Source organism: Halomonas sp. SL18_1 (assembly GCF_055755715.1).
Genome location: NZ_JBVTRK010000001.1, coordinates 3,381,939 through 3,401,002, shown reverse-complemented (window position 1 = coordinate 3,401,002; position 19,064 = coordinate 3,381,939). Strand labels below are relative to the sequence as shown.

The 19,064-nt window shown below is 68.1% G+C and carries 19 protein-coding genes and 6 pseudogenes; 21 read left to right on the top strand and 4 right to left on the bottom strand.

Annotated features, from left to right (window positions below):
• The first annotated feature begins 53 nt into the window (after window positions 1-53).
• The 14 genes and pseudogenes from ACSJDS_RS17295 to ACSJDS_RS17230 all read left to right on the top strand — a co-directional run bounded on the left by ACSJDS_RS17295 (window position 54) and on the right by ACSJDS_RS17230 (window position 10,217).
• Complete coding sequence (locus tag ACSJDS_RS17295) at window positions 54-701, top strand: peroxiredoxin (RefSeq protein ID WP_473034312.1); 648 nt, start codon at window positions 54-56, stop codon at window positions 699-701.
• A 78-nt stretch (window positions 702-779) separates the two neighbouring features.
• A complete protein-coding gene (locus ACSJDS_RS17290) occupies window positions 780-1,688 on the top strand; it encodes an MBL fold metallo-hydrolase (RefSeq protein WP_473034311.1) in 909 nt (302 codons plus the stop codon).
• Window positions 1,689-1,808: 120 nt separating this feature from the next.
• Window positions 1,809-2,674: pseudogene (locus tag ACSJDS_RS17285) on the top strand (MBL fold metallo-hydrolase).
• A gap of 22 nt (window positions 2,675-2,696) precedes the next feature.
• Window positions 2,697-3,128, top strand: a complete 432-nt coding sequence (locus ACSJDS_RS17280) for a protein tyrosine phosphatase family protein (protein WP_473034310.1) — start codon at window positions 2,697-2,699, stop codon at window positions 3,126-3,128.
• A 3-nt stretch (window positions 3,129-3,131) separates the two neighbouring features.
• Window positions 3,132-4,896 (top strand): annotated as a pseudogene (locus ACSJDS_RS17275) (SulP family inorganic anion transporter).
• A gap of 53 nt (window positions 4,897-4,949) precedes the next feature.
• Window positions 4,950-5,410, top strand: a pseudogene (locus tag ACSJDS_RS17270) (YeeE/YedE family protein).
• Window positions 5,407-5,835, top strand: a complete 429-nt coding sequence (locus ACSJDS_RS17265) for a DUF6691 family protein (protein ID WP_473034309.1) — start codon at window positions 5,407-5,409, stop codon at window positions 5,833-5,835. Before ACSJDS_RS17270 ends, ACSJDS_RS17265 begins: the two are co-directional and overlap by 4 nt.
• Before the next feature lie 167 nt (window positions 5,836-6,002).
• Window positions 6,003-6,700, top strand: a pseudogene (locus ACSJDS_RS17260) (response regulator).
• Window positions 6,697-7,491, top strand: a pseudogene (locus tag ACSJDS_RS17255) (histidine kinase dimerization/phospho-acceptor domain-containing protein); the annotation flags it as partial. The pseudogenes ACSJDS_RS17260 and ACSJDS_RS17255, both read left to right, overlap by 4 nt.
• A gap of 359 nt (window positions 7,492-7,850) precedes the next feature.
• Window positions 7,851-8,015 carry an ATP-binding protein gene (locus tag ACSJDS_RS17250; RefSeq protein ID WP_473034308.1) on the top strand — a complete coding sequence of 55 codons (165 nt, stop codon included), beginning with the start codon at window positions 7,851-7,853 and terminating at the stop codon, window positions 8,013-8,015.
• 40 nt (window positions 8,016-8,055) lie between these two features.
• A complete protein-coding gene (locus tag ACSJDS_RS17245; protein ID WP_473034307.1) occupies window positions 8,056-8,706 on the top strand; it encodes a c-type cytochrome in 651 nt (216 codons plus the stop codon).
• 12 nt (window positions 8,707-8,718) lie between these two features.
• A complete protein-coding gene (locus tag ACSJDS_RS17240; protein ID WP_473034306.1) occupies window positions 8,719-9,501 on the top strand; it encodes a c-type cytochrome in 783 nt (260 codons plus the stop codon).
• Complete coding sequence (locus ACSJDS_RS17235) at window positions 9,470-9,748, top strand: c-type cytochrome (RefSeq protein WP_473034305.1); 279 nt, start codon at window positions 9,470-9,472, stop codon at window positions 9,746-9,748. Before ACSJDS_RS17240 ends, ACSJDS_RS17235 begins: the two co-directional genes overlap by 32 nt.
• A 28-nt stretch (window positions 9,749-9,776) precedes the next feature.
• The gene (locus tag ACSJDS_RS17230) at window positions 9,777-10,217 is read left to right on the top strand and encodes a hypothetical protein (protein WP_473034304.1); all 441 of its coding nucleotides are present in this window, start codon (window positions 9,777-9,779) and stop codon (window positions 10,215-10,217) included.
• 242 nt (window positions 10,218-10,459) lie between these two features.
• On the opposite strand, the gene ACSJDS_RS17225 is transcribed toward ACSJDS_RS17230, so the two are convergent.
• The 4 genes from ACSJDS_RS17225 to ACSJDS_RS17210 form a co-directional block, all read right to left on the bottom strand.
• Window positions 10,460-10,774 carry an addiction module antidote protein gene (locus tag ACSJDS_RS17225; RefSeq protein WP_473034303.1) on the bottom strand — a complete coding sequence of 105 codons (315 nt, stop codon included), beginning with the start codon at window positions 10,772-10,774 and terminating at the stop codon, window positions 10,460-10,462.
• Window positions 10,775-10,778: 4 nt separating this feature from the next.
• Window positions 10,779-11,075, bottom strand: coding sequence for a type II toxin-antitoxin system RelE/ParE family toxin (locus ACSJDS_RS17220; RefSeq protein ID WP_473034302.1), 297 nt, complete (start codon window positions 11,073-11,075; stop codon window positions 10,779-10,781).
• Window positions 11,076-11,267: 192 nt separating this feature from the next.
• Window positions 11,268-12,023 (bottom strand): thiol:disulfide interchange protein DsbG, encoded by a 756-nt coding sequence (gene dsbG, locus ACSJDS_RS17215; protein ID WP_473034301.1) that lies wholly within the window; start codon window positions 12,021-12,023, stop codon window positions 11,268-11,270.
• Window positions 12,024-12,056: 33 nt separating this feature from the next.
• The gene (locus ACSJDS_RS17210) at window positions 12,057-13,040 is read right to left on the bottom strand and encodes an OmpA family protein (protein ID WP_473034300.1); all 984 of its coding nucleotides are present in this window, start codon (window positions 13,038-13,040) and stop codon (window positions 12,057-12,059) included.
• A 312-nt stretch (window positions 13,041-13,352) separates the two neighbouring features.
• Here ACSJDS_RS17210 and nrdR point away from each other — a divergent pair, with 312 nt between their 5' ends.
• The 7 genes and pseudogenes from nrdR (at window position 13,353) to ACSJDS_RS17175 (ending at window position 19,038) form a co-directional block, all read left to right on the top strand.
• Entirely contained in the window at window positions 13,353-13,841 is a 489-nt protein-coding gene (gene nrdR, locus ACSJDS_RS17205; protein WP_473034299.1) for a transcriptional regulator NrdR, read from the top strand.
• The gene (ribD, locus tag ACSJDS_RS17200) at window positions 13,831-14,970 is read left to right on the top strand and encodes a bifunctional diaminohydroxyphosphoribosylaminopyrimidine deaminase/5-amino-6-(5-phosphoribosylamino)uracil reductase RibD (protein WP_473034298.1); all 1,140 of its coding nucleotides are present in this window, start codon (window positions 13,831-13,833) and stop codon (window positions 14,968-14,970) included. Before nrdR ends, ribD begins: the two co-directional genes overlap by 11 nt.
• Window positions 14,971-15,377: 407 nt before the next feature.
• Window positions 15,378-16,535 carry a bifunctional 3,4-dihydroxy-2-butanone-4-phosphate synthase/GTP cyclohydrolase II gene (ribBA, locus tag ACSJDS_RS17195; RefSeq protein WP_473034297.1) on the top strand — a complete coding sequence of 386 codons (1,158 nt, stop codon included), beginning with the start codon at window positions 15,378-15,380 and terminating at the stop codon, window positions 16,533-16,535.
• Window positions 16,536-16,583: 48 nt separating this feature from the next.
• Window positions 16,584-17,087: a 6,7-dimethyl-8-ribityllumazine synthase gene (ribH, locus tag ACSJDS_RS17190; protein WP_473034296.1), complete on the top strand. Its 504-nt coding sequence runs from the start codon at window positions 16,584-16,586 to the stop codon at window positions 17,085-17,087.
• Entirely contained in the window at window positions 17,084-17,590 is a 507-nt protein-coding gene (nusB, locus tag ACSJDS_RS17185) for a transcription antitermination factor NusB (RefSeq protein WP_473034295.1), read from the top strand. The genes ribH and nusB overlap by 4 nt, the downstream gene beginning before the upstream one ends.
• 10 nt (window positions 17,591-17,600) lie before the next feature.
• Window positions 17,601-18,551: pseudogene (gene thiL / locus ACSJDS_RS17180) on the top strand (thiamine-phosphate kinase); the annotation flags it as partial.
• Window positions 18,552-18,564: 13 nt separating this feature from the next.
• Window positions 18,565-19,038 carry a phosphatidylglycerophosphatase A family protein gene (locus ACSJDS_RS17175; protein ID WP_473034294.1) on the top strand — a complete coding sequence of 158 codons (474 nt, stop codon included), beginning with the start codon at window positions 18,565-18,567 and terminating at the stop codon, window positions 19,036-19,038.
• Window positions 19,039-19,064: the final 26 nt, after the last annotated feature.

Genomic DNA, 19,064 nt, shown 5'->3' with positions numbered 1-19,064 from the left:
TAACCGTAATCGAGGTGAGGCCCGCTCACCACCACGCCTGAAGGAGATGCATGATGGATAACCCGACCCAGCAGCCCGTGATGCCCCAGCTCAACCGCCCGGCGCCGGATTTCACCGCCAAGACCACTCATGGTGAGAAGTCCCTGGCCGATTACCAGGGCAAGTGGCTGGTGCTGTTTGCCCACCCCTCCGATTTCACTCCGGTGTGCACCACCGAGTTCTCGGCCTTTGCCACTCGCGCCGAGGACTTCAAGGCGCTGAACACCGAGCTGCTTGGCCTGTCCGTGGACAGCGTGCATTCGCACATCGCCTGGGCGCGCAGCATCAAGCAGAACTTCGGCGTGGAGATTCCCTTTCCGATCATCGCCGACCTGAACATGAAGGTGGCCAATGCCTACGGCATGATTCAGCCCGGTGCCAGCGACACCGCAGCGGTACGTGCCACCTTCGTCATCGACCCGGAGGGGGTGCTGCGCGCCATGCTCTACTACCCGATGACCAACGGTCGCTCCGTCGACGAGGTGGTGCGCCTGGTGAAGTCGCTGCAGACCAGCGATGCCCACGGGGTGGCCACGCCGGAGGCCTGGCAGCCCGGCGAGCCGGTCATCGTGCCGCCGCCCGCCACCATGGAAGACGCCGAGGCGCGCGCCAGCGAAGGCTACGAGTACACCGACTGGTACTTCTGCAAGAAGGCGCTCTGAATCGAGCTCCATCTGGCCCCGGCAGCGCGCCGGGGCTATCTGGCCAGAAGCCCCCTCTCCAACGTAAGGAGGCCGAGCATGAAGACCTTCTCTCTCTCCCGCAGCCGTGGTGCCGGCAGCCCCGACGTGGCCGGCTTCTTCGACCCGCGCACCTTCAGCGTCCAGTACGTGGTCAGCGACCCGGCAACGCGACACTGCGCGATCATCGACCCGGTGCTCGACTTCGACGAGAAGTCCGGTGCCACGGCCACCCATCACGCCGACGAGCTGCTCGCCTATGTGGAGGCGCAGGGCCTCGATGTGCAGTGGGTCCTCGACACCCACCCTCATGCCGACCACTTCTCCGCCGCCCACTATCTGGCCGAGAAGACCGGCGCTCCCACCGCCATCGGTGGCTATGTCACCCGGGTTCAGGCGCTCTGGAAGGGTATCTACCACTGGCCCGACTTCCCGGATGACGGCCGGCAGTGGGATCAGCTGTTCGTCGACGGAGACACCTTCCGCATCGGCGAGCTGGAAGCCAGGGTGATGTTCTCGCCGGGCCATACGCTGGCGTCCATCACCTACGTGATCGGCGATGCCGCCTTTGTCCACGACACCCTCTTCCAGCCGGACTTCGGCACCGCCCGGGCCGACTTCCCCGGCGGTGACGCCCATCAGCTGTGGCGCTCCATCCAGGCGATCCTGGCGCTGCCGGACGATACCCGGCTGTTCACCGGGCACGACTACATGCCGGGAGGACGCGAGCCGGAGTGGGAGAGCAGCGTGGGCGAGCAGCGCCGCCGCAACCCTCACCTGGCCGGGGTGGCCGAGGCGGACTACGTGGCTATGCGCGAGGCGCGGGACAGCGAGCTGCCGATGCCCAAGCTGATCCTGCATGCCCTTCAGGTGAATACCCGGGGCGGTCGCCTGCCGGAGCCCGAGGCGAATGGCAAGCGCTATCTCAAGATCCCGCTGGATGCCCTGGAGGGCGCCGCCTGGGACTAGCGGCCAGCGCTTGGCTGGCGCGCCTCATATAGCAATATAGTCTATTCTTAGAACTCTGGTTGAGCTATGCTGGTCCTAGCACGCAGCGTCTGCGACTCACCATGACGGAGGTTGTCAGCCATGTCCCGGCCTATCGTGACCCACTTCTTCGACGAGCCCACCAACACCTTTAGCTATGTGGTGCAGGACCCCGACAGCCGGGCCTGCGCCATCCTCGATTCGGTGCTCGACTTCGACTACGCCGCCGGGCGTACCGACGTGCGCTCCGCCGACGAGATCATCGCCTTCGTGCGCGACAATGACCTTCAGGTCGAGTGGATCCTCGAGACCCACGTTCACGCCGACCACCTCTCGGCCGCGCCCTACCTGCACGAGCAGCTGGGCGGGCTGACCGGCATCGGTGCCAAGATCACCGTGGTGCAGGATGTCTTCGGCAAGGCGTTCAATGCCGGCACCGAGTTCGCCCGGGACGGCAGCCAGTTCGACCGCCTGTTCGAGGAGGGCGACACCTTCGCCATCGGCAACCTGGAAGGGCGGGTGCTGCACACTCCCGGTCATACCCCGGCCTGCCTGACCTATGTGATCGGTGACGCCGCCTTCGTCGGCGACACCCTCTTCATGCCCGACTACGGCACCGCCCGCTGCGACTTCCCCGGCGGCGATGCCCGCACCCTCTACCGCTCCATCCAGAAGGTGCTGGCCCTGCCCGGGAGACTCGTCTCTTCCTGTGCCACGACTACAAGGCGCCGGACCGCGAGACCTACCAGCACGAGACCAGCGTGGAGGAGCAGCGTCGCCTCAACGTCCACGTGCACGAGGGCATCAGCGAGGAAGAGTTCGTGAAGATGCGCACCGAGCGGGACGCCACCCTCGACATGCCGCGGCTGATCCTGCCATCGGTGCAGGTCAATATGCGCGCGGGCCACATGCCGCCCGCCGAGGACAACGGCCAGGTCTATCTCAAAGTGCCGATCAACAAGTTCTGAGTGGCCCAGGAGACAAGATTCCATGCAGATCCATGAACTAGAACCCGGCTTCGCCATCACCGAGGCCATCACCCCCGCCGATCTCGAGGAGGTCGCCCGGCGCGGCTTCCGTTCGGTGGTCTGCAACCGTCGCCCCGGCGAGGCCGAGGATCACCCGGACGATCGCGCCCTGAGCGCGCGGGCCTCCGAGCTCGGCCTTGAGTGGCGCTGCATCCCAGTCACTCCGGGCGAGTACAGCGAGGCCGACATCGCGGCCTTCGGGCAGGCGCTGGAGAGCCTGCCCACGCCGATCCTGGCCTTCTGTCGAACCGGCAAGCGCGCCGTCCACCTCTGGGCTCATTCCCGCAGCCAGGGCGAGAGCTGCGATATCCCGGCGCTGCTGGCCGCGGCCCGCGCCGCCGGGCATGACCTGGAGGAGCGTCGCCCGCTGCTGGAAGCCGCCGGGAAACGCTGAGCGATGAATCCCAAGCGCTACCTCCCCATTCTGCAGTGGCTCCCGCATTACGGTCGGCGGACCCTGGGCAGCGACCTGCTGGCGGCGGTGATCGTCACCATCATGCTGATCCCGCAGTCGCTGGCCTACGCCATGCTGGCCGGGCTGCCACCGGAAGTCGGGCTCTACGCCAGCATCGCCCCGCTGGTGATCTACGCGATCTTCGGCACCAGCCGCACTCTGGCGGTGGGGCCGGTGGCGGTAGTCTCGCTGATGACCGCGGCAGCGGTGGGGCAGGTGGCGCCCCAGGGCACGCCGGAATATCTGGGCGCGGCCCTGGTGCTGGCGCTGATGTCGGGGCTGATCCTCACCCTGATGGGGGTGGCGCGGCTGGGCTTTCTGGCCAACTTTCTCAGCCACCCGGTGATCTCCGGCTTCATCACCGCCACCGGCCTGATCATCGCCGCCGGCCAGCTCAAGCACGTGCTGGGGGTGGAGGCCGCCGGCCACAACCTGCTGGAAGTGGGAGGGAGCCTGGCCGCCAACCTCGGGCAGGTGAACGCCCCGACCCTGGTGATCGGCGTCTCCGTGCTGGCCTTCCTCTATGCCGCCCGGCGCTGGCTCAAGGGCGGGCTGATGGCGCTGGGCGTGCCGGCGCGGCCGGCGGACATGCTCACCAAGGCGGCCCCCATCCTGGCGGTGGCGGTGACCACCCTGGCCACCTGGTGGCTGGGGCTGGACGCGCTCGGTGTGGCGGTGGTGGGCGAGGTGCCGGCGGGCCTGCCGCCGCTGACCCTGCCCGGCATCGAGCTCGACCTATGGCGCGAGCTGTTCATGGCGGCACTGCTGATCAGCGTCATCGGCTTCGTGGAGTCGGTGTCGGTGGGGCAGACGCTTGCCGCCAAGCGTCGCCAGCGCATCGATCCCGACCAGGAGCTGGTGGGCCTGGGCACCTCGAACATCGCCGCCTCCTTCACCGGCGGCATGCCGGTGACCGGCGGCTTCGCCCGTTCGGTGGTCAACTTCGATGCCGGCGCCAGACGCCGGCGGCCGGGGCCTTTACCGCCGTGGGCATCGCTGCCGCAGCGCTGCTGCTCACCCCGCTGATCGCCTACCTGCCCATCGCCACCCTGGCGGCCACCATCATCGTGGCGGTGCTGTCGCTGGTGGACCTGCCGGCGATTCGCCGCACCTGGGGCTACTCCCGCTGCGACGCCGCGGCCATGCTGGTGACCATCGCCGTCACCCTGGGCAGCGGGGTCGAGAGCGGCCTGGTGGCGGGGGTGGGGCTGTCGCTGGCGCTGCATCTCGACTATACGCAGCCGCCCACAGCGCCGTGGTGGGGCGGGTGCCCGGCACCGAGCACTTCCGCAACGTGCAGCGCCATGCGGTGGAGACCGACGAGCGGCTGGCCATCCTGCGGGTCGACGAGAGCCTCTACTTCGCCAACGCCCGCTACCTGGAAGACACCGTGATGGCGCTGGCCGCGCGCCAGCCGGGCCTCGAGCACATCGTGCTGGCCTGCCAGGCGGTCAACGTCATCGACGCCTCGGCGCTGGAGAGCCTGGAGGTGATCGGCGCGCGGCTCAAGGACGCCGGGGTCTCGCTGCATCTCGCCGAGGTGAAGGGGCCGGTGATGGACCGGCTGCAGCATACCGACTTCTGCCGGGAGCTCACCGGCCGGGTATTTCTGAGCACCTATGACGCCTGGCGAACCCTGCACGGGGCCGAGCCGGGCATGGGGGCTCGCTGCGGCCAGCCGGGCGGGGCGCCTATCGAACCTGTCTGAAAGACCGCTCTGTTTGACTGTGCAACACCGCACCGATTGGGAGGAATGTAAACATGGATTGGATTGCAAGTGTACAGGGGCTGATCGGCGGCGTGCTGATCGGGCTCTCCGCCGTCTGGCTGATGGCCACCCTGGGGCGCATCGCCGGCATCAGCGGGATCGTAGGCAACCTCATTACCGTTCGCCCCAAGGGCGACAGCGCCTGGCGGGTGGCCTTCGTGCTGGGGCTGATCAGCGGCCCGCTGCTGCTGATGCTGCTGGGGGTGGCCTGGGCAATGTCGCCGGCGCCCCCGGCGAGGTGGTGGGGGCGCCGGCGGGCGGCGTGCCGCTGATGCTGCTGGCCGGGGTGCTGGTGGGCATGGGCACCGGCCTGGGCAGCGGCTGCACCAGCGGCCACGGCGTGTGCGGCCTCTCCCGGCTGTCGCCGCGCTCCATGGTGGCGACGGTGACCTTTCTGGTCTGCGCCATCGTCACCGTCTATGTCGTCCGTCATGTGATCGGAGGTGGCGCATGAAGACCGAGACCCTGCGTACCGTCATGGGCTATATCGCCGGGCTGCTGTTCGGCCTGGGGCTGGCGCTGGCCGGCATGACCGACCCGGCCCGGGTGCTGGGCTTCCTGGATATCGCCGGCGCCTGGGACCCCACCCTGATGTTCGTGCTGGGCGGGGCGGTGGTGACCACCTTCATCGGCTATCGGCTCGTGTTCCGGCGCCTGCGGCCGCTGTTCGGTGACGCCTTCCAGCTGCCCACCCGCCAGGACCTCGACGCCCGGCTGATCGGCGGCTCGGCGCTGTTCGGCATCGGCTGGGGGCTCTCCGGCTACTGCCCGGGGCCGGCCATCGCCTCGGTGGGCGGCCTGACCGCGCCGCTGCTTGCCATGCTGGTGGCCATGGTCGCCGGCTGGTTCCTGGCCAGGGCGATACCCTCCTCCCGCTGATCGTCACCGCATCCCGCTTCTTTCCCGCCGGCAACCCCGGCGGGGTTTGTGTGTTTAGAAAACATGATATCGATCAATAAAACTTGGTTTTCAGTTGAACGTAAAGGTCATCTTAATCCCTTGCTAATCCTGGGCTGCGACCCTGCCTGCATCGAGAGGAACCCGCTATGCACGTACTGCTGATCGAAGACGATGCGCTGGTGGCATCAGGCATCCAGGCTGGCCTGGGAGTTCATGGCTTCGTGGTTGACCATGTCGACAGCATGGCCGATGCCCGCTGCGCCATGTCAGCGGTCTCCACCGATGTGGTCGTGCTCGACCGGGGTCTGCCGGATGGCGATGGCCTGGCGCTGCTGGAGGCCTGGCGGACGCAAGGCATCGACGTGCCGGTGCTGGTGCTGACCGCGCGGGATGCCGTTCCCGACCGGGTCGAAGGGCTGCAGGGAGGCGCTGATGACTATCTGATCAAGCCCTTCGATCTGGATGAGCTCGTAGCGCGTCTGCAGGTGCTGCTGAGGCGCTCGGCCGGACGCGCCAGCACGGTGATCGTGCATGGGCGCTGCGCCTCGATCCGCTGGCCCGGGAGGTCAGCCTAGACGGTCGGCCGGTGGCACTGACGCGACGCGAGCTGGTGCTCCTGGAAACCTTCCTGCAGTCGCCGCGCAGCGTGCTTTCCGCCGACCAGCTCAAGGATAGCCTCTACGGCATGAGCGACGAGGTGGGGAGCAATGCACTCAATGTGCATATCCACCACCTGCGCCGCAAGCTTGGCAGCGGAGTGATCGAGACGGTGCGCGGGCTCGGCTACCGGCTGGGCAAGCCCGGCGAGAGAGGGCATGTCGCACCCCACGGGAGGCGTGGATGAGCCTGCGTGCCCGGCTGCTGATCACCCTGGGGCTGACCCTGTTGCTGCTGTGGGGGCTGGCCGCCGCCTGGATGATGCGTGACCTGCACCAGCAGGTGGTGGCCACCCTGGACCAGCGCCTGGCCCAGTCCGCGCGCATGGTGGCCGGCCTCATGGCCCAGCTGCCCGAGGAGGTATGGCTGCAGGCGGATCGCCGGGCGCTTTCCATTCCCCCCATCGAGGGGCTTGCCTGTCAGGTGCATTCGCCCCGCGGCGAGATCATGGCGCGCACCCATTCCGATCTGGAGAGCATTCTTCAGGCCGGCGAGCGAGGGCACACCTACCGAGAGGCCGAGGGGGTTACCTGGCGCGTGTTCATCTATGAGCGGGGCGGGCTGACCATCACCACTGCCGACCGCATGGATGAGCGCGACATGCTGCTGCGCGACGTGGTCATGGTGGCAGTGGTGCCTTTCGTGGTGGCGCTGCTGGGGAGTCTGGTGGCGCTGTGGTTTGGCGTGGTGCGGGGGCTGGCACCCCTGCGGCGGTTGAGCGTGTTGCTGGCCGGGCGGCACCCGGATGCGCTGGAGCCGGTGACCACGGCCGGGGTGCCGGCGGAGGTCCGGCCGCTGGTGGTAGCGCTCAATACGCTGCTGGACCGGGTCAGTCAGGCCTTCCAGCGTGAGCAGCGCTTCACCAGCGACGCGGCTCATGAGCTACGCACCCCGCTGACTGCCATCAAGACCCATCTGCAGGTGGCCAGGCGCGTGGAAGGCGTGGCGGCACAGACCGCCCTGGCACACGCCGAGGAGGGGGTAGGGCGCCTGTCACGCACGCTCGACCAGCTGCTGATGCTGGCGCGTCTGGAGGGCCGGGGGCGCTTCGATGATGGGGAGCCCAGTCGGGTCGCCGAGGTGATGGAGCTGGCCCTGCGCGATAGCGGGTGTCAGACGCAGCGTTTCACGCTTCCCGGTGCCTGGCCCGAGGTGGAGCTGGACTTGCCTCGCGAGCTGGCCGTTGCCGCGCTGCGCAATCTCATCGATAACGCCCTGCGTCACGGCGACGACGTCACGCCGATCGTGCTGGATGCCAGCCTCGATGAAGCCGGCAACGAGCTGACATTCAGCGTGCGTAACCGGGGAAGCGGCTGGATGAGCCGGCCCTGGCCCAGATGTCGCAGCGCTTCTGGCGGGCCAGCAAGCAGCAGGGCAGCGGCCTGGGCCTGGCCATCGTGGTGGCCATCGCCGAGCGCTTCGCCGGAAGGCTCGATTTTGCCCGCCCCGAAGCGGGCGGGCTGGATGCCCGCCTGACCGTTCCGGTCCGGCGGGGTCGCTGAACCCCTGCCAGGGGCTCATGACACAACGAGGGGGAACGACATGATCAGCAAGAGGATCACGAGTGGGCTCGGCCTGCTGCTGGGCGCAGGCCTGGTCAGCGGTCAGGCGGTAGCGCTAGAGGGCGATGCCGAGCGTGGCCAGGCGGCCGCGGTGGCTTGCGTGGCCTGCCATCAGGCCGACGGCAGCGGAAAGAATGTGCCCGACGGGGAGTCCTGGCCACGGCTGGCGGGCCTGGATGCCGGTTACCTTGCCAAGCAGCTGCATGATTACCAGGCCGGACGGCGACAGAATGCCAGCATGCAGCCCTTCGCCAACATGCTCGATGCTCAGCAGATTGCCGACGTGGCGGCCTACTATAGCCAGATGCCGGTCTCTCGGGCCCAGGGGGGCGACGTCGAGGATGCCCTGTTGGCGCGGGGCGAGCAGCTGGCCCTGCGCGGCGATTGGGACGCCTACATCGTCTCCTGTGCAAGCTGCCATGGCCCTCGCAACGAGGGTGCCGGCAGCCACTTCCCGGGCATCGCCAGTCAGCACGCCGGTTATATCGAGGCTCAGCTGCGCGCCTGGCAGGCCGACGAGCGCGACAACGATCCGCAAAATCTCATGGGGGCCATCGCCAAGCGCATGAGTGACGAGGATATCCGCGCCGTTTCCGCCTGGCTGGCCAGCCAGGCCGTTGCGTTCGAATAAAGGGAGCAGATCATGAAACTTCACAGGACAACCCTGGCCGTGGCCTGCGTGGCGCTGGCCACCGGCATTAGCCTGCCCGCTTTCGCCGATGCCAGGCACGAAGCGGTCGAGACCCTGGTGGCGCTGGGCTATCCGGCCCCGCAGGAGGGGGAGCTGGTCCACATTCCGCCGACCATGGCTGACCTCGACGCCTCCGACCTCCACCCAGAGACCAAGCGGGTCATTCGCCGCGGCTATGACCTCTTTACCGATACTCAGCAGCTACGCGGCGAGAACGTGTTCAACGACATGAACTGCTCGAGCTGCCACCTGGGCGAAGGGCGCCAGCCGTTCAGCGCACCGATCTGGCCGGCGGCGGTCCTGCTGCCCAACTTCCGCGGCAAGAATCAGCACGTCAACAACCTGGAGGAGCGCATCGCCGGCTGCTTTGCCTACTCCATGAACGGCACGCCTCCGGCGTATGGCAGTGACGATATGCTGGCGCTTTCTGCCTATCATCAGTGGCTGGCCAAGGGGGTGGCCATGTATCCCGACCAGCCGATCTATGGCCGTGGTTTTCCGGCCCCCGAGCGTCCCGAGGAGCTCAGCTACGCGCGCGGTGAGCAGGGCTATCTGGAGCACTGCGCCATTTGTCACGCCGAGGATGGCGCCGGTTACTTCCAGGACGGCGAGTATGTCTTTCCGGCAACCTGGGGGATGGCTCCAACAACTGGGGGCGGGCATCGTGCGCACCTTCACCGCGGCCGGGTTCATCCAGAACAACATGCCGCTGGGTCAGCCCAACTCGCTCTCTGATCAGGAGGCGTGGGATATCGCCTACTACATGGTTCAGCAGGAGCGTCCTCAGGACCCGCGTTACACCGGCGACGTGGCCGAGACCCTGGAGCGCTTCGGCCCGACGTTCCATCGCCACTCTCACTATGGACAGCGGCGTGAGCATGACGGCCACCGTCTAGCCGACCATGCCAACTGGGGAGAGAAGGGCGACGAGATCAAGCCGTGGAATATCGGCGTACCGCGTTTCGAGACCCTTGCAGACTGAGGCCCGCTGGCTCAGAAGCGGCAGGCCCATGGCAAGGCCCCGCCTGGAGAGTCGAACCAGGCGGGGCCTCGAGTGTGGCAGCGTGCCGGCCTGGTGCGAGGCGCTGCCGCTGCAGTCGCTGATACCGTTTGACGCCACGCCACGCCACGCCACGCCACGCCACGCCACGGCGCCGCTGCCCGCTGCCATTCCCTTCAGCTTCGAAGACTATCTCGAACTGGTCGAGACCACCGGCCGCTGCCAGCGTTCCGACAAGCGCGGGCTGATCGAAGGCCGCGTGCCCCGGCTGCTCGACCGGCTGGGCATCGACCCCGAAGCCTTCATCGCCGCTTCCACCACGCTGCTCACGCGCTTTGGCAGCGCCGTGGGCACCCCCGAGAGCCTGACTGCCTGCTGTGCCGCCCGCCAGGCTCGCCACCTGCGCGGGATGCGCGCGGCGGGCGAGCTGTATGAACGCCGGGCGGCGTGAGGGGGCGGCGTATCGTACTAATTGCCGCCCTGGGGCTACCCCAGGGCGGCTGTGTGCCGTTCGTGCCGATTATTTGACCGGAGCTCCGCTATGCACGGTTTCACTGCCTTCAAGTATGTCGGCGCCGAGCGAGCGGTGCAGTGCCTCAAGGGTGGCACCCTATATCTGGCGAGCCCTGACCAGCTGAACGACGCCCTGGAGGCGCGTTTCAACACCGCCAGTACGGAAGCCTATCTGGCCATTCAGCCGTGCGCTTCCGGCCGTGAGAGCGGTTCAATCGTCAGGCGCAGCCCCAGGGCATTGGCCACCTTGCTGATAGTGGAGAAGGCCGGGTTGCCTTCGCCGGACAGGGCCTTGTAGAGCCCCTCGCGGCTCATGCCCACCTCCTTGGCGAGCTGGCTTATGTTGCGGGCGCGAGCGATGTCACCCAGCGCGGCAGCAAGGAGCGCGGGATCGTTCTCCTCCATCACCGCCTCGAGGTAGGCGGCAATGTCCTCCTCGCTCTGCAGGTAGTCCGCAGCGTCGTAGTGGCTGAAGCTGGCGGCTTGCTCAGTCATGACGTTACTCCTTCCATTGCGCAGCAATGGTTTTGGCTTGATCGATGTCGCGGGCCTGGCTGGCTTTATCGCCACCGCAGAGCAGCACCACGATCACGGGCCCTCGAGTGATGTAGTAGACGCGGTAGCCGGGACCATAGGGAATGCGCAGCTCCGAGATGCCTTCCCCGACCGGCTTCACGTCGCCGGGATTGCCCAGGCTCAGGCGCCGAATACGGGCCGTGATCCTGGCGCGAGCGCGTGTATCCCGCAGCCCGCGCAGCCACCGATCGAAGACATCGGTTTTTATGAGTTCGATCATCTGATAACTCTAGTTAACAGCCAAGGATGTGTCAACCATGGTTCACACATCAGGCAGACAGAGGCCGCTCGAGAGAGCGGCCCGGAGCGAAGAAAGGACAGCCACTTTGTTGACCGCGCACCAGGGGATGCAGCCGATCCTGCCGCCCCTGCCGGCCAGCCTGGCAGGGGCGTTTATCGGTAGATCGGTGCCTCAGGGCGCCTCGCCGCCCATCATCTCCTTTAGGCGGTCCGGCTCGGGCATGCCGTCCACCCGCTCCAGGCGGCCATTACGCTGAAAGACGGTAGTGGGAGTGGCATACAGCCCCAGTTCGTCGAACAACCCGTTGTTGCGATAGATCTGGTCCTCGATCTCCCGGGGCTGGGCCGAGGGGGCTATCTCGTCGCCGCCGCTGTGGGCGTGCAGGGCGGCCTCGGGGTCCTCGGCGCCGAGTAGCGCCGAGGCCTTGGCCGGGCTGTTCTGCTGCAGGATGCCAACCATGACATGGCGCAGCTGCACCTCGCCGGCCTCCACCCAGGGCCGGGCGGCTTCCCAGAACCGGCGGCAGTAAGGGCAGTTGGGGTCGGTGAAGGTGTAGAGCACCCTGGGAGCCTCGTCGCTGCCGTCGGCGATCCAGGCGCTTGCCTCCAGCCGCTGCCAGACGTCGGCTTCCTGGGGAGCGCGTACCAGCTCATCCAGCGGCGCCTCGCTGAGGTCGTTGCCCTCGGCGTCGATCATGGTGCCGACAATGGCATGCTCGCCATCGGGGGTGAGGTAGACGGCCATCTCACGGCCCTGGTGGCTCGCGGCGAAGCCGGTAAGCCCGCCGGGGGCCTCGAAGGTGCCGTGAATCTCGAGCCCCTGATCGGTCAGGGCACGCACCGGCGCCGGCCAGTCGTCGGCGTAGGCCAGCGGAGCGGCGGCGAGAGCGGCCAGGGCGGCCGTAAGCAGCGCGTTGCGACGCACCATGTCGGTTATCCTCAAGTGGGGTGGGTAGGGCGCTTATTGTGCCAGCTCGACCAGTTCCACGCGCCGGTTCTGGGCACGACCGCTCTCCGTGCGATTGGTGGTGATAGGCGCCATCATGCCGGCGCCAGCACTCTGCAGCCGGTCTCCGGCGATGCCATGCTCATTGCGCAGCCATTCGACGACCGCCTGGGCGCGCTCCATGGACAAGGTCAGGTTGTAGTCGACACTGCCCACGTTATCGGTATGCCCTACCACCATGAGCCGCATGGTGTCCTGCGCCTGCATCAGCGAAGCGATGGTGGACAGCGCCTCGGCGGATTCGGGCAGGATCCTGTCGCTGTCGAACTCGAAGAGGATATCCTGAACGGCCACGCGGCCGTCCTGGATCAGCCCCGCTTCCATCTCGTCGGCCGTCAATGGAATGTGCTCCATGGCGGTATCCATCTCATCGGCGGTGACGATGCCTTTGGCAACCGAGGTGCCGACGCGTCGCGCATTGTAGATGGCGATGCCGGCGAGCACGCTGCCGTCGGCGGAGCGAGCGGCAATATAGCGGACCTGCCGGTCGCGGTTGCTTAGGTGGCAGCAATCCCGGGCGCCCCGTTCGAAAAGCGTTGTGCCATGCACCAGGAACAGTCGCCCGTCTCCGGCGGAAAGCTCTTCCTCGCTGGCGGCATAGAGTATCTCGAAGCCGCGCTCTTCAAGGGCTTGGAGGTAGTTGCGCTTGACGCGAAGCGTCGAGGTGTCCGGATCACGGAAGGCGTAGCTGAGTTTCGTCACCTGGCCTTCCAATGCCTCGCTGCTCGTCAGCTCGCCGTCCTCATAGGGGCCGGTCGGGATGGCCTGGCGGTCGAAATCGACGAGGTCCTGGTAGACGATGTAGGAACCGGCCACCCGAGGAATTTGCGGATGGTCGCCCGAGCCATCGATATCTTCCTGAGCCACTGCGCCGCCGGCCAGCCCCATGGCTCCGGTCAGCAGCAATCCCCTAGCCAGTTGCTTGAAAAGCGTATCCATTGTTCTCTCCCTTGAATGGCTGTCGTTGACGGGTCATGCCAATCCTGGCAAGCCTGCCTGCCCAGCGCCAGTTGCGCCGACCAACGGATACGGTTTCCACCAGCTGCGGCGGCGTGCAAAATGCCGTGTGCACAGCGCTTTTTACGCGAATGCATCGGCGCCTGTGCTGGGCGGTCAGCGGGTGAGCGGGTACACTATTCTCGGCACGCCGGGTTGATTGGCAGAACAACCCGGGCTTTCGGCCAGTTAGCCCATTGCCTATGTCCCACGAGCGGCCATGAGGTCGCACCGCTTTACGTTCGGATCGATATCATGCATTGCCCCTTTTGTGGCGCCCACGATACCCGAGTGACCGACTCCCGCCTGGTGGCCGAGGGCGACCAGGTGCGTCGCCGCCGCCAGTGCTCCTCCTGCGGCGAGCGCTTCACGACCTATGAGACCGCCGAGCTGGTGATGCCGCGGGTGGTCAAGGCCGACGGCTCCCGGGAGAGCTTCAACGAGCAGAAGCTGCGCGCCGGCATGCTGCGCGCCCTGGAGAAGCGACCGGTCAGCGCCGAGGCCATCGAGGCGGCGGTGGAGCGTATCCGCCAGACCCTGCGCGCCCGCGGGGAGCGGGAGGTCCAGGCCCGCGACATCGGCGAGGCGGTGATGCAGGCCCTCAAGGGACTGGACCAGGTTGCCTTTATCCGTTTCGCCTCGGTCTATCGCCGCTTTCAGGACATCGACGAGTTTCGCGCCGAGATCGACCGCCTGTCTCAGGAACCCGACCAGACGCCGGGTGGCAATGGCGATGACCGCTGACTCCTCGCCCAGCCCGTCACCCGCTCTGTGGATGGCCCGGGCGCTCGCGCTGGCGCGTCGCGGGCTCTATACCACCGACCCCAATCCCCGCGTGGGCTGCGTGCTGGTCCGCGACGGCCGCGTTGTCGGCGAGGGCTTCCACGAGCGGGCCGGTGAGCCCCACGCCGAGGTGCACGCCCTGCGCGCCGCCGGCGAGGCCGCCCGGGGGGCCACCGCCTACGTCACCCTGGAGCCCTGCTCCCACCATGGCCGCACCGGCCCCTGCGCGGTGGCGCTGATCGAGGCCGGCGTGAAGAAGGTGGTGGTCGCCATGGCCGATCCCGATCCCCGGGTAGCCGGCAACGGCATTGCCATGCTGCGCGAGGCCGGCATCGCGGTGGAGGTGGGGCTGCTGGAGGAGGAGGCCAGAGCCCTCAACCCCGGCTTCATCCAGCGCATGACCCTGGGCCGCCCCTATGTGCGCTTGAAGATGGCCATGAGCCTGGACGGCCGCACCGCCATGCGCTCCGGCGAGTCCCAGTGGATCACCGGGCCCCACGCCCGCCGCGAGGTGCAGCGGCTGCGGGCCCGTTCCAGCGTGGTGATGACCGGGGTGGAGTCGGTGATCTTCGATAACTCGCGGCTCACCGTGCGTGCCGACCAGCTGGGCCTGGCCAACGCCGAGGCCGTGGCCGAGCGCCAGCCGCTGCGGCTAGTGGTCGACACCCGGCTGCGGCTGCCGCTGGCCGCCGCCTGCCTGCGCGAGCCGGGGCGTACCCTGGTGGCCACGGTGAGCGTCTGCGACGACGACAAGCGCCGACGCCTGGAGGAAGCCGGGGCCGAGGTGCTGGCGCTGCCGCCCTGGGAGGATGGCCGGGTCGATCTGGAGGCGGTACTGCGCCACCTGGCCGCCCACGAGCAGGCCAACGAGGTGCTGCTGGAGACCGGGGCGACCCTCGCCGGCGCCATGCTCGACGCCGGCCTGGTCGACGAGATGCAGCTGTTCGTGGCGCCAACCCTGCTCGGCGGCGAGGCGCGGCCGCTGTTCGCGCTGCCGGGGCTGGAGCGCATGGCTCAGCAGCGCCCGCTGGAGATCCTCGATATCCGCGCCATCGGCCGCGACTGGCGCATCACCGCCCGGCCCCGGTAGCGCGCTACTGTGCGGTAGCGAGGGGAGTCTTTCACTTTGGTAGGATAATGCCGTGTGGGAGGGCGGCTTTGCCGCGCGAAGGCGCCGACAGGCGCCCCAATGGCAGCGCTGCGCGCTGCTTCGCCCGCTGAAGCGGCCTCCCACAGTGGCGCCCGGGGCCGCGCCAAGGTACCCTGACGCCCATTCGAGGCGGGGCGTCGACCTTCGGCTCTGTCTGAAAACTGGCTGCGCTCGGCCATACGGCGTTAAAAATCGGCTCAAAGTACTCATTTACACCCCGTAAACTCCGTCTTTTCGCCGATTTTTGCCTTGTCTGGCCTTCGCTCGCCGACTTTTCGGACAAAGCCTAGGCAACACGACTGTTGCGGTCGGGCGACGTTCTGCACGCTGAACCATTCGGAGATTCCATGGTGCAATCTTCCCAGGGGGGCCTGGCCCCCATCGAAGACCTGATCGAGGACATCCGTCAGGGCAAGATGGTCATCCTGATGGATGACGAGGACCGCGAGAACGAAGGCGATATCATCATGGCCGCCGAGAAGGTCGAGGCCGAGCATATCAACTTCATGGCTCGCCACGGCCGCGGCCTGATCTGCCTGCCCATGACCCGCGAGCGCTGCGAGCGGCTCGAGCTGCCGCTGATGGTGAGCGACAACGGCTCCGGCTTCGGCACCAAGTTCACGCTCTCCATCGAGGCGGCCACCGGGGTGACCACCGGCATCTCCGCCGCCGACCGGGCGCGTACCGTGCAGGCCGCGGTGGCCCCCGACGCCCGGGCCGAGGATATCGTCCAGCCCGGCCACATCTTCCCGCTGATGGCCGAGCCGGGCGGGGTGCTGCGCCGCGCCGGCCATACCGAGGCCTCCTGCGACCTGGCGGCGCTGGCCGGCTTCGACCCCAGCGGCGTGATCTGCGAGATCATGAACGACGACGGCAGCATGGCCCGGCGCCCTGAGCTCGAGCGCTTCGCCGCCGAGCACGGCCTGAAGATGGGCACCATCGCCGATCTGATTCACTACCGGATCCACAACGAGCACACCGTGGAGCACCTGGAAGCCACGCCGGTGAAGACCGCCTTCGGCGAGCTGACCCTGCATGTCTTCCGCGACAGCATCCAGGGCACCCACCACCTGGCGCTGGTCAAGGGGCGCCCGCACCCCGACCAGCTGACCACGGTGCGGGTTCACCTGGCCGACGTGATGCGCGACCTGCTCTGCCTGCAGAAGGGCGAGGGCGGAAGCTGGACCGCCCACGGTGCCATCGAGCAGGTCGCCGCCGCCGAGCACGGCGTCTTCGTGCTGCTCGACGACGGCCGGCAGCGCCAGGACCTGCGCGACTACCTGGAGGTGTTCCTGGAGCGCCGCCGCCCGCCGCGCACCAGCGACTCCGACGGCGCCGGCAACTACCTGACCATCGGCACCGGGTCGCAGATCCTGCGCTACCTCGGGGTGGGGCGCATGCGTCTGCTCAGCTCGCCGTGGAAGTTTTCCGCGCTGTCCGGCTTCGATCTCGAAGTGGTCGAACTGGTCGGGCCGGGCGAGCATGACGCCGCGTCCGACGCCTGAGCCGCGCGGCGTTCAGAATCTTAAACCGTATTTCGCAGGACAATCCGAATGCATACCCTGTCCCAACTCGAAGGCAACTTCGTCGACGTCGATGGCCGCTACGTGATCGTGGTGGGCCGCTTCAATCATCACGTGGTCGACAGCCTGGTGGAAGGTGCCGTCGATAGCCTGACCCGCCATGGCGTGGACCCCGAGCATATCGACATCGTCCATGTGCCGGGCGCCTGGGAGCTGCCGCTGGCGGTCAAGCGCGCCCTCAAGGTGGCCCGTCCCGACGCGGTGATCGCCCTGGGCGCGGTGATTCGCGGCGGCACCCCGCATTTCGAGTACGTGGCGGGCGGCTGCAACGCCGCTCTCGGCAACCTGCAGCTCGAGTTCGAGACCCCGGTGGCCAACGGCGTGCTGACCGTCAACTCCATCGAGCAGGCCATCGAGCGCTCCGGCACCAAGGCCGGTAACAAGGGCGCCGAGGCGGCGATGGCGGCCATGGAGATGGTCTCGCTGCTGCGCGGCCTGGGCGATGACGAGCCCGATGCAGGAGAGGCGTCATGAGCGCAGGGCGTTCTCCCCGTCCGCCCTCGGCGGGCCAGCAGGCGCGCCATGCGGCCCGCGAGCTGGCCGTCCAGGGGCTCTACCAGTGGCAGATGACCGGCAAGTCGATCACCGCGGTGGAGGCCGAGTTTCGCGGCCAGCTGCCCGACGACGACCTGGAGGATCATGAGAACTGGACCAAGGTGATGCAGATCGCCGACCAGGCGCTGTTTCGCGAGCTGCTGCACAATGTGGCGCGCGACCGTGCCGAGCTGGACGCGGCCATCGCGCCGCTGCTCGACCGGCGCCTGGTGGACCTCGACCCCATCGAGCTGGCGATCCTGCGCCTGGGCGCCTACGAGCTGACCAAGCGCCTGGAGGTGCCCTACCGGGTGGTGATCAACGAGGGCGTGGAGCTCGCCAAGTCCTTCGGTGCCACCGACGGCCACAAGTACGTCAACGGCATTCTCGACAAGCTGGCCGCGCGGCTGCGCAGCGCCGAGGTCAGCGCCCGTCGTCGCTGAAGGTGCCAAGGTGGCCAGTGAATTCGACCTGATCGCCCGCCACTTCACGCCCGCCGCCCCCGACCCGGAGGCCGGCGTGGGGCTGGGCGTGGGCGACGACTGCGCGCTGCTGGCGCCCCGCGCCGGCCAGCGGCTGGCGGTGAGCGTCGACACCTCGGTGGCCGACGTGCACTTTCCCGCCGACGCCCCCGCCGAGGCGATCGGCCACCGCGCCCTGGCGGTGAGTCTCTCCGACCTGGCGGCCATGGGCGCCGAGGCGCGCTGGTGCCTGATGGCCCTGGCGCTGCGCGATGCCGACGATGCCTGGCTGGCCGACTTCGCCCGCGGCTTTCACGCCCTGTGCGCGGCCACCGACACTGCCCTGGTGGGCGGCGACGTGACCCAGGGCACGCTCTCCATCGGCGTCACCGTGATGGGCGAGGTGCCTCCCGAGCTGGCCCTGACCCGCGGCGGCGCTCGCTCCGGCGACCTGGTGGCGGTCACCGGCGCCCTGGGCGGCGGGGCCGGGGGGCTGGCGGCCTGGCAGCGTGGCGAGCGCGACCCCAACCATCCGCTGCTGAGGCGCTACCTGCGCCCCCAGCCCCGACTGGCCGCCGGGCTGGCGCTGCGCGGGCTGGCCAGCGCCGCCATCGATATTTCCGACGGCCTGCTGGCCGACCTGGGTCATGTGCTCGAGGCCTCCGGCGTCGGCGCCCGGCTGGAGGTCGAGGCGCTGCCCCTGGCCGCGGGCCTGGAGGCGATGCTGGGCCGCGAGGCCGCCCGCGAGGCCGCCCTGGGCGGCGGCGACGACTATGAGCTGCTGGTCAGCCTGCCGCAGGATGCGATGGCCGAGGCGCGCCGGCGCCTGGCCGGTCAGGGGCTGACGCTGACGCCGATCGGGCAGATCACCGCCGAGCCGGGCCTGGTGGGGGCCGGCGAGGTCGGCCTGCGCGGCTGGCAGCACTTCCATGCCGGGGATCACCGGGGGGAGCGTCATGAACCGCGCCCCCGCCAGCGTCTGGCGACGCCCCGTGCACTTCTTCGCCTTCGGGCTCGGCAGCGGTGCCGTGCCCTGGGCGCCGGGGACCTTCGGGACCCTGGCGGCGATTCCCTTCTACTGGCTGATGTCCGAGCTGCCGCTGAACTGGTACCTGCTGCTGGTGGCGGTCTCCTTCGTGGCCGGGATCTGGCTGTGCGACAAGACCTCCCGCGACCTGGGGGTTCACGACCATTCGGGTATCGTCTGGGACGAGTTCGTCGGCTACTGGATCACCATGGCCGCGGTGCCCTTCTCCTGGGAGGCGGCGCTGTGGGGGTTCATCCTGTTTAGGATCTTCGATGTCTTCAAGCCGTGGCCCATCCGCTGGGCCGACCGCCGGGTGGCCGGGGGCTTTGGCATCATGATCGATGATGTCCTGGCCGGCATCTACGCCTGGAGTACGATGCACCTGTGGCTCTGGCTACACTGACAGGCAGGTGGCCAGGCGGACGTAGG

Bases quoted from the DNA above. Each gene is read 5' to 3' on its own strand.
- ACSJDS_RS17225 (WP_473034303.1), bottom strand. From the start codon at position 10,774: ATGACTGAGCAAGCCGCCAGCTTCAGCCACTACGACGCTGCGGACTAC.
- ribBA (WP_473034297.1), top strand. From the start codon at position 15,378: ATGGTGCAATCTTCCCAGGGGGGCCTGGCCCCCATCGAAGACCTGATC.
- ACSJDS_RS17230 (WP_473034304.1), top strand. From the start codon at position 9,777: ATGGCAAGGCCCCGCCTGGAGAGTCGAACCAGGCGGGGCCTCGAGTGT.
- ribH (WP_473034296.1), top strand. From the start codon at position 16,584: ATGCATACCCTGTCCCAACTCGAAGGCAACTTCGTCGACGTCGATGGC.
- ACSJDS_RS17235 (WP_473034305.1), top strand. From the start codon at position 9,470: ATGCCGCTGGGTCAGCCCAACTCGCTCTCTGATCAGGAGGCGTGGGAT.
- ACSJDS_RS17245 (WP_473034307.1), top strand. From the start codon at position 8,056: ATGATCAGCAAGAGGATCACGAGTGGGCTCGGCCTGCTGCTGGGCGCA.
- ACSJDS_RS17240 (WP_473034306.1), top strand. From the start codon at position 8,719: ATGAAACTTCACAGGACAACCCTGGCCGTGGCCTGCGTGGCGCTGGCC.
- nusB (WP_473034295.1), top strand. From the start codon at position 17,084: ATGAGCGCAGGGCGTTCTCCCCGTCCGCCCTCGGCGGGCCAGCAGGCG.
- ribD (WP_473034298.1), top strand. From the start codon at position 13,831: ATGACCGCTGACTCCTCGCCCAGCCCGTCACCCGCTCTGTGGATGGCC.
- ACSJDS_RS17220 (WP_473034302.1), bottom strand. From the start codon at position 11,075: ATGATCGAACTCATAAAAACCGATGTCTTCGATCGGTGGCTGCGCGGG.
- ACSJDS_RS17210 (WP_473034300.1), bottom strand. From the start codon at position 13,040: ATGGATACGCTTTTCAAGCAACTGGCTAGGGGATTGCTGCTGACCGGA.
- nrdR (WP_473034299.1), top strand. From the start codon at position 13,353: ATGCATTGCCCCTTTTGTGGCGCCCACGATACCCGAGTGACCGACTCC.
- ACSJDS_RS17250 (WP_473034308.1), top strand. From the start codon at position 7,851: ATGTCGCAGCGCTTCTGGCGGGCCAGCAAGCAGCAGGGCAGCGGCCTG.
- ACSJDS_RS17280 (WP_473034310.1), top strand. From the start codon at position 2,697: ATGCAGATCCATGAACTAGAACCCGGCTTCGCCATCACCGAGGCCATC.
- ACSJDS_RS17265 (WP_473034309.1), top strand. From the start codon at position 5,407: ATGAAGACCGAGACCCTGCGTACCGTCATGGGCTATATCGCCGGGCTG.
- dsbG (WP_473034301.1), bottom strand. From the start codon at position 12,023: ATGGTGCGTCGCAACGCGCTGCTTACGGCCGCCCTGGCCGCTCTCGCC.
- ACSJDS_RS17290 (WP_473034311.1), top strand. From the start codon at position 780: ATGAAGACCTTCTCTCTCTCCCGCAGCCGTGGTGCCGGCAGCCCCGAC.
- ACSJDS_RS17295 (WP_473034312.1), top strand. From the start codon at position 54: ATGGATAACCCGACCCAGCAGCCCGTGATGCCCCAGCTCAACCGCCCG.
- ACSJDS_RS17175 (WP_473034294.1), top strand. From the start codon at position 18,565: ATGAACCGCGCCCCCGCCAGCGTCTGGCGACGCCCCGTGCACTTCTTC.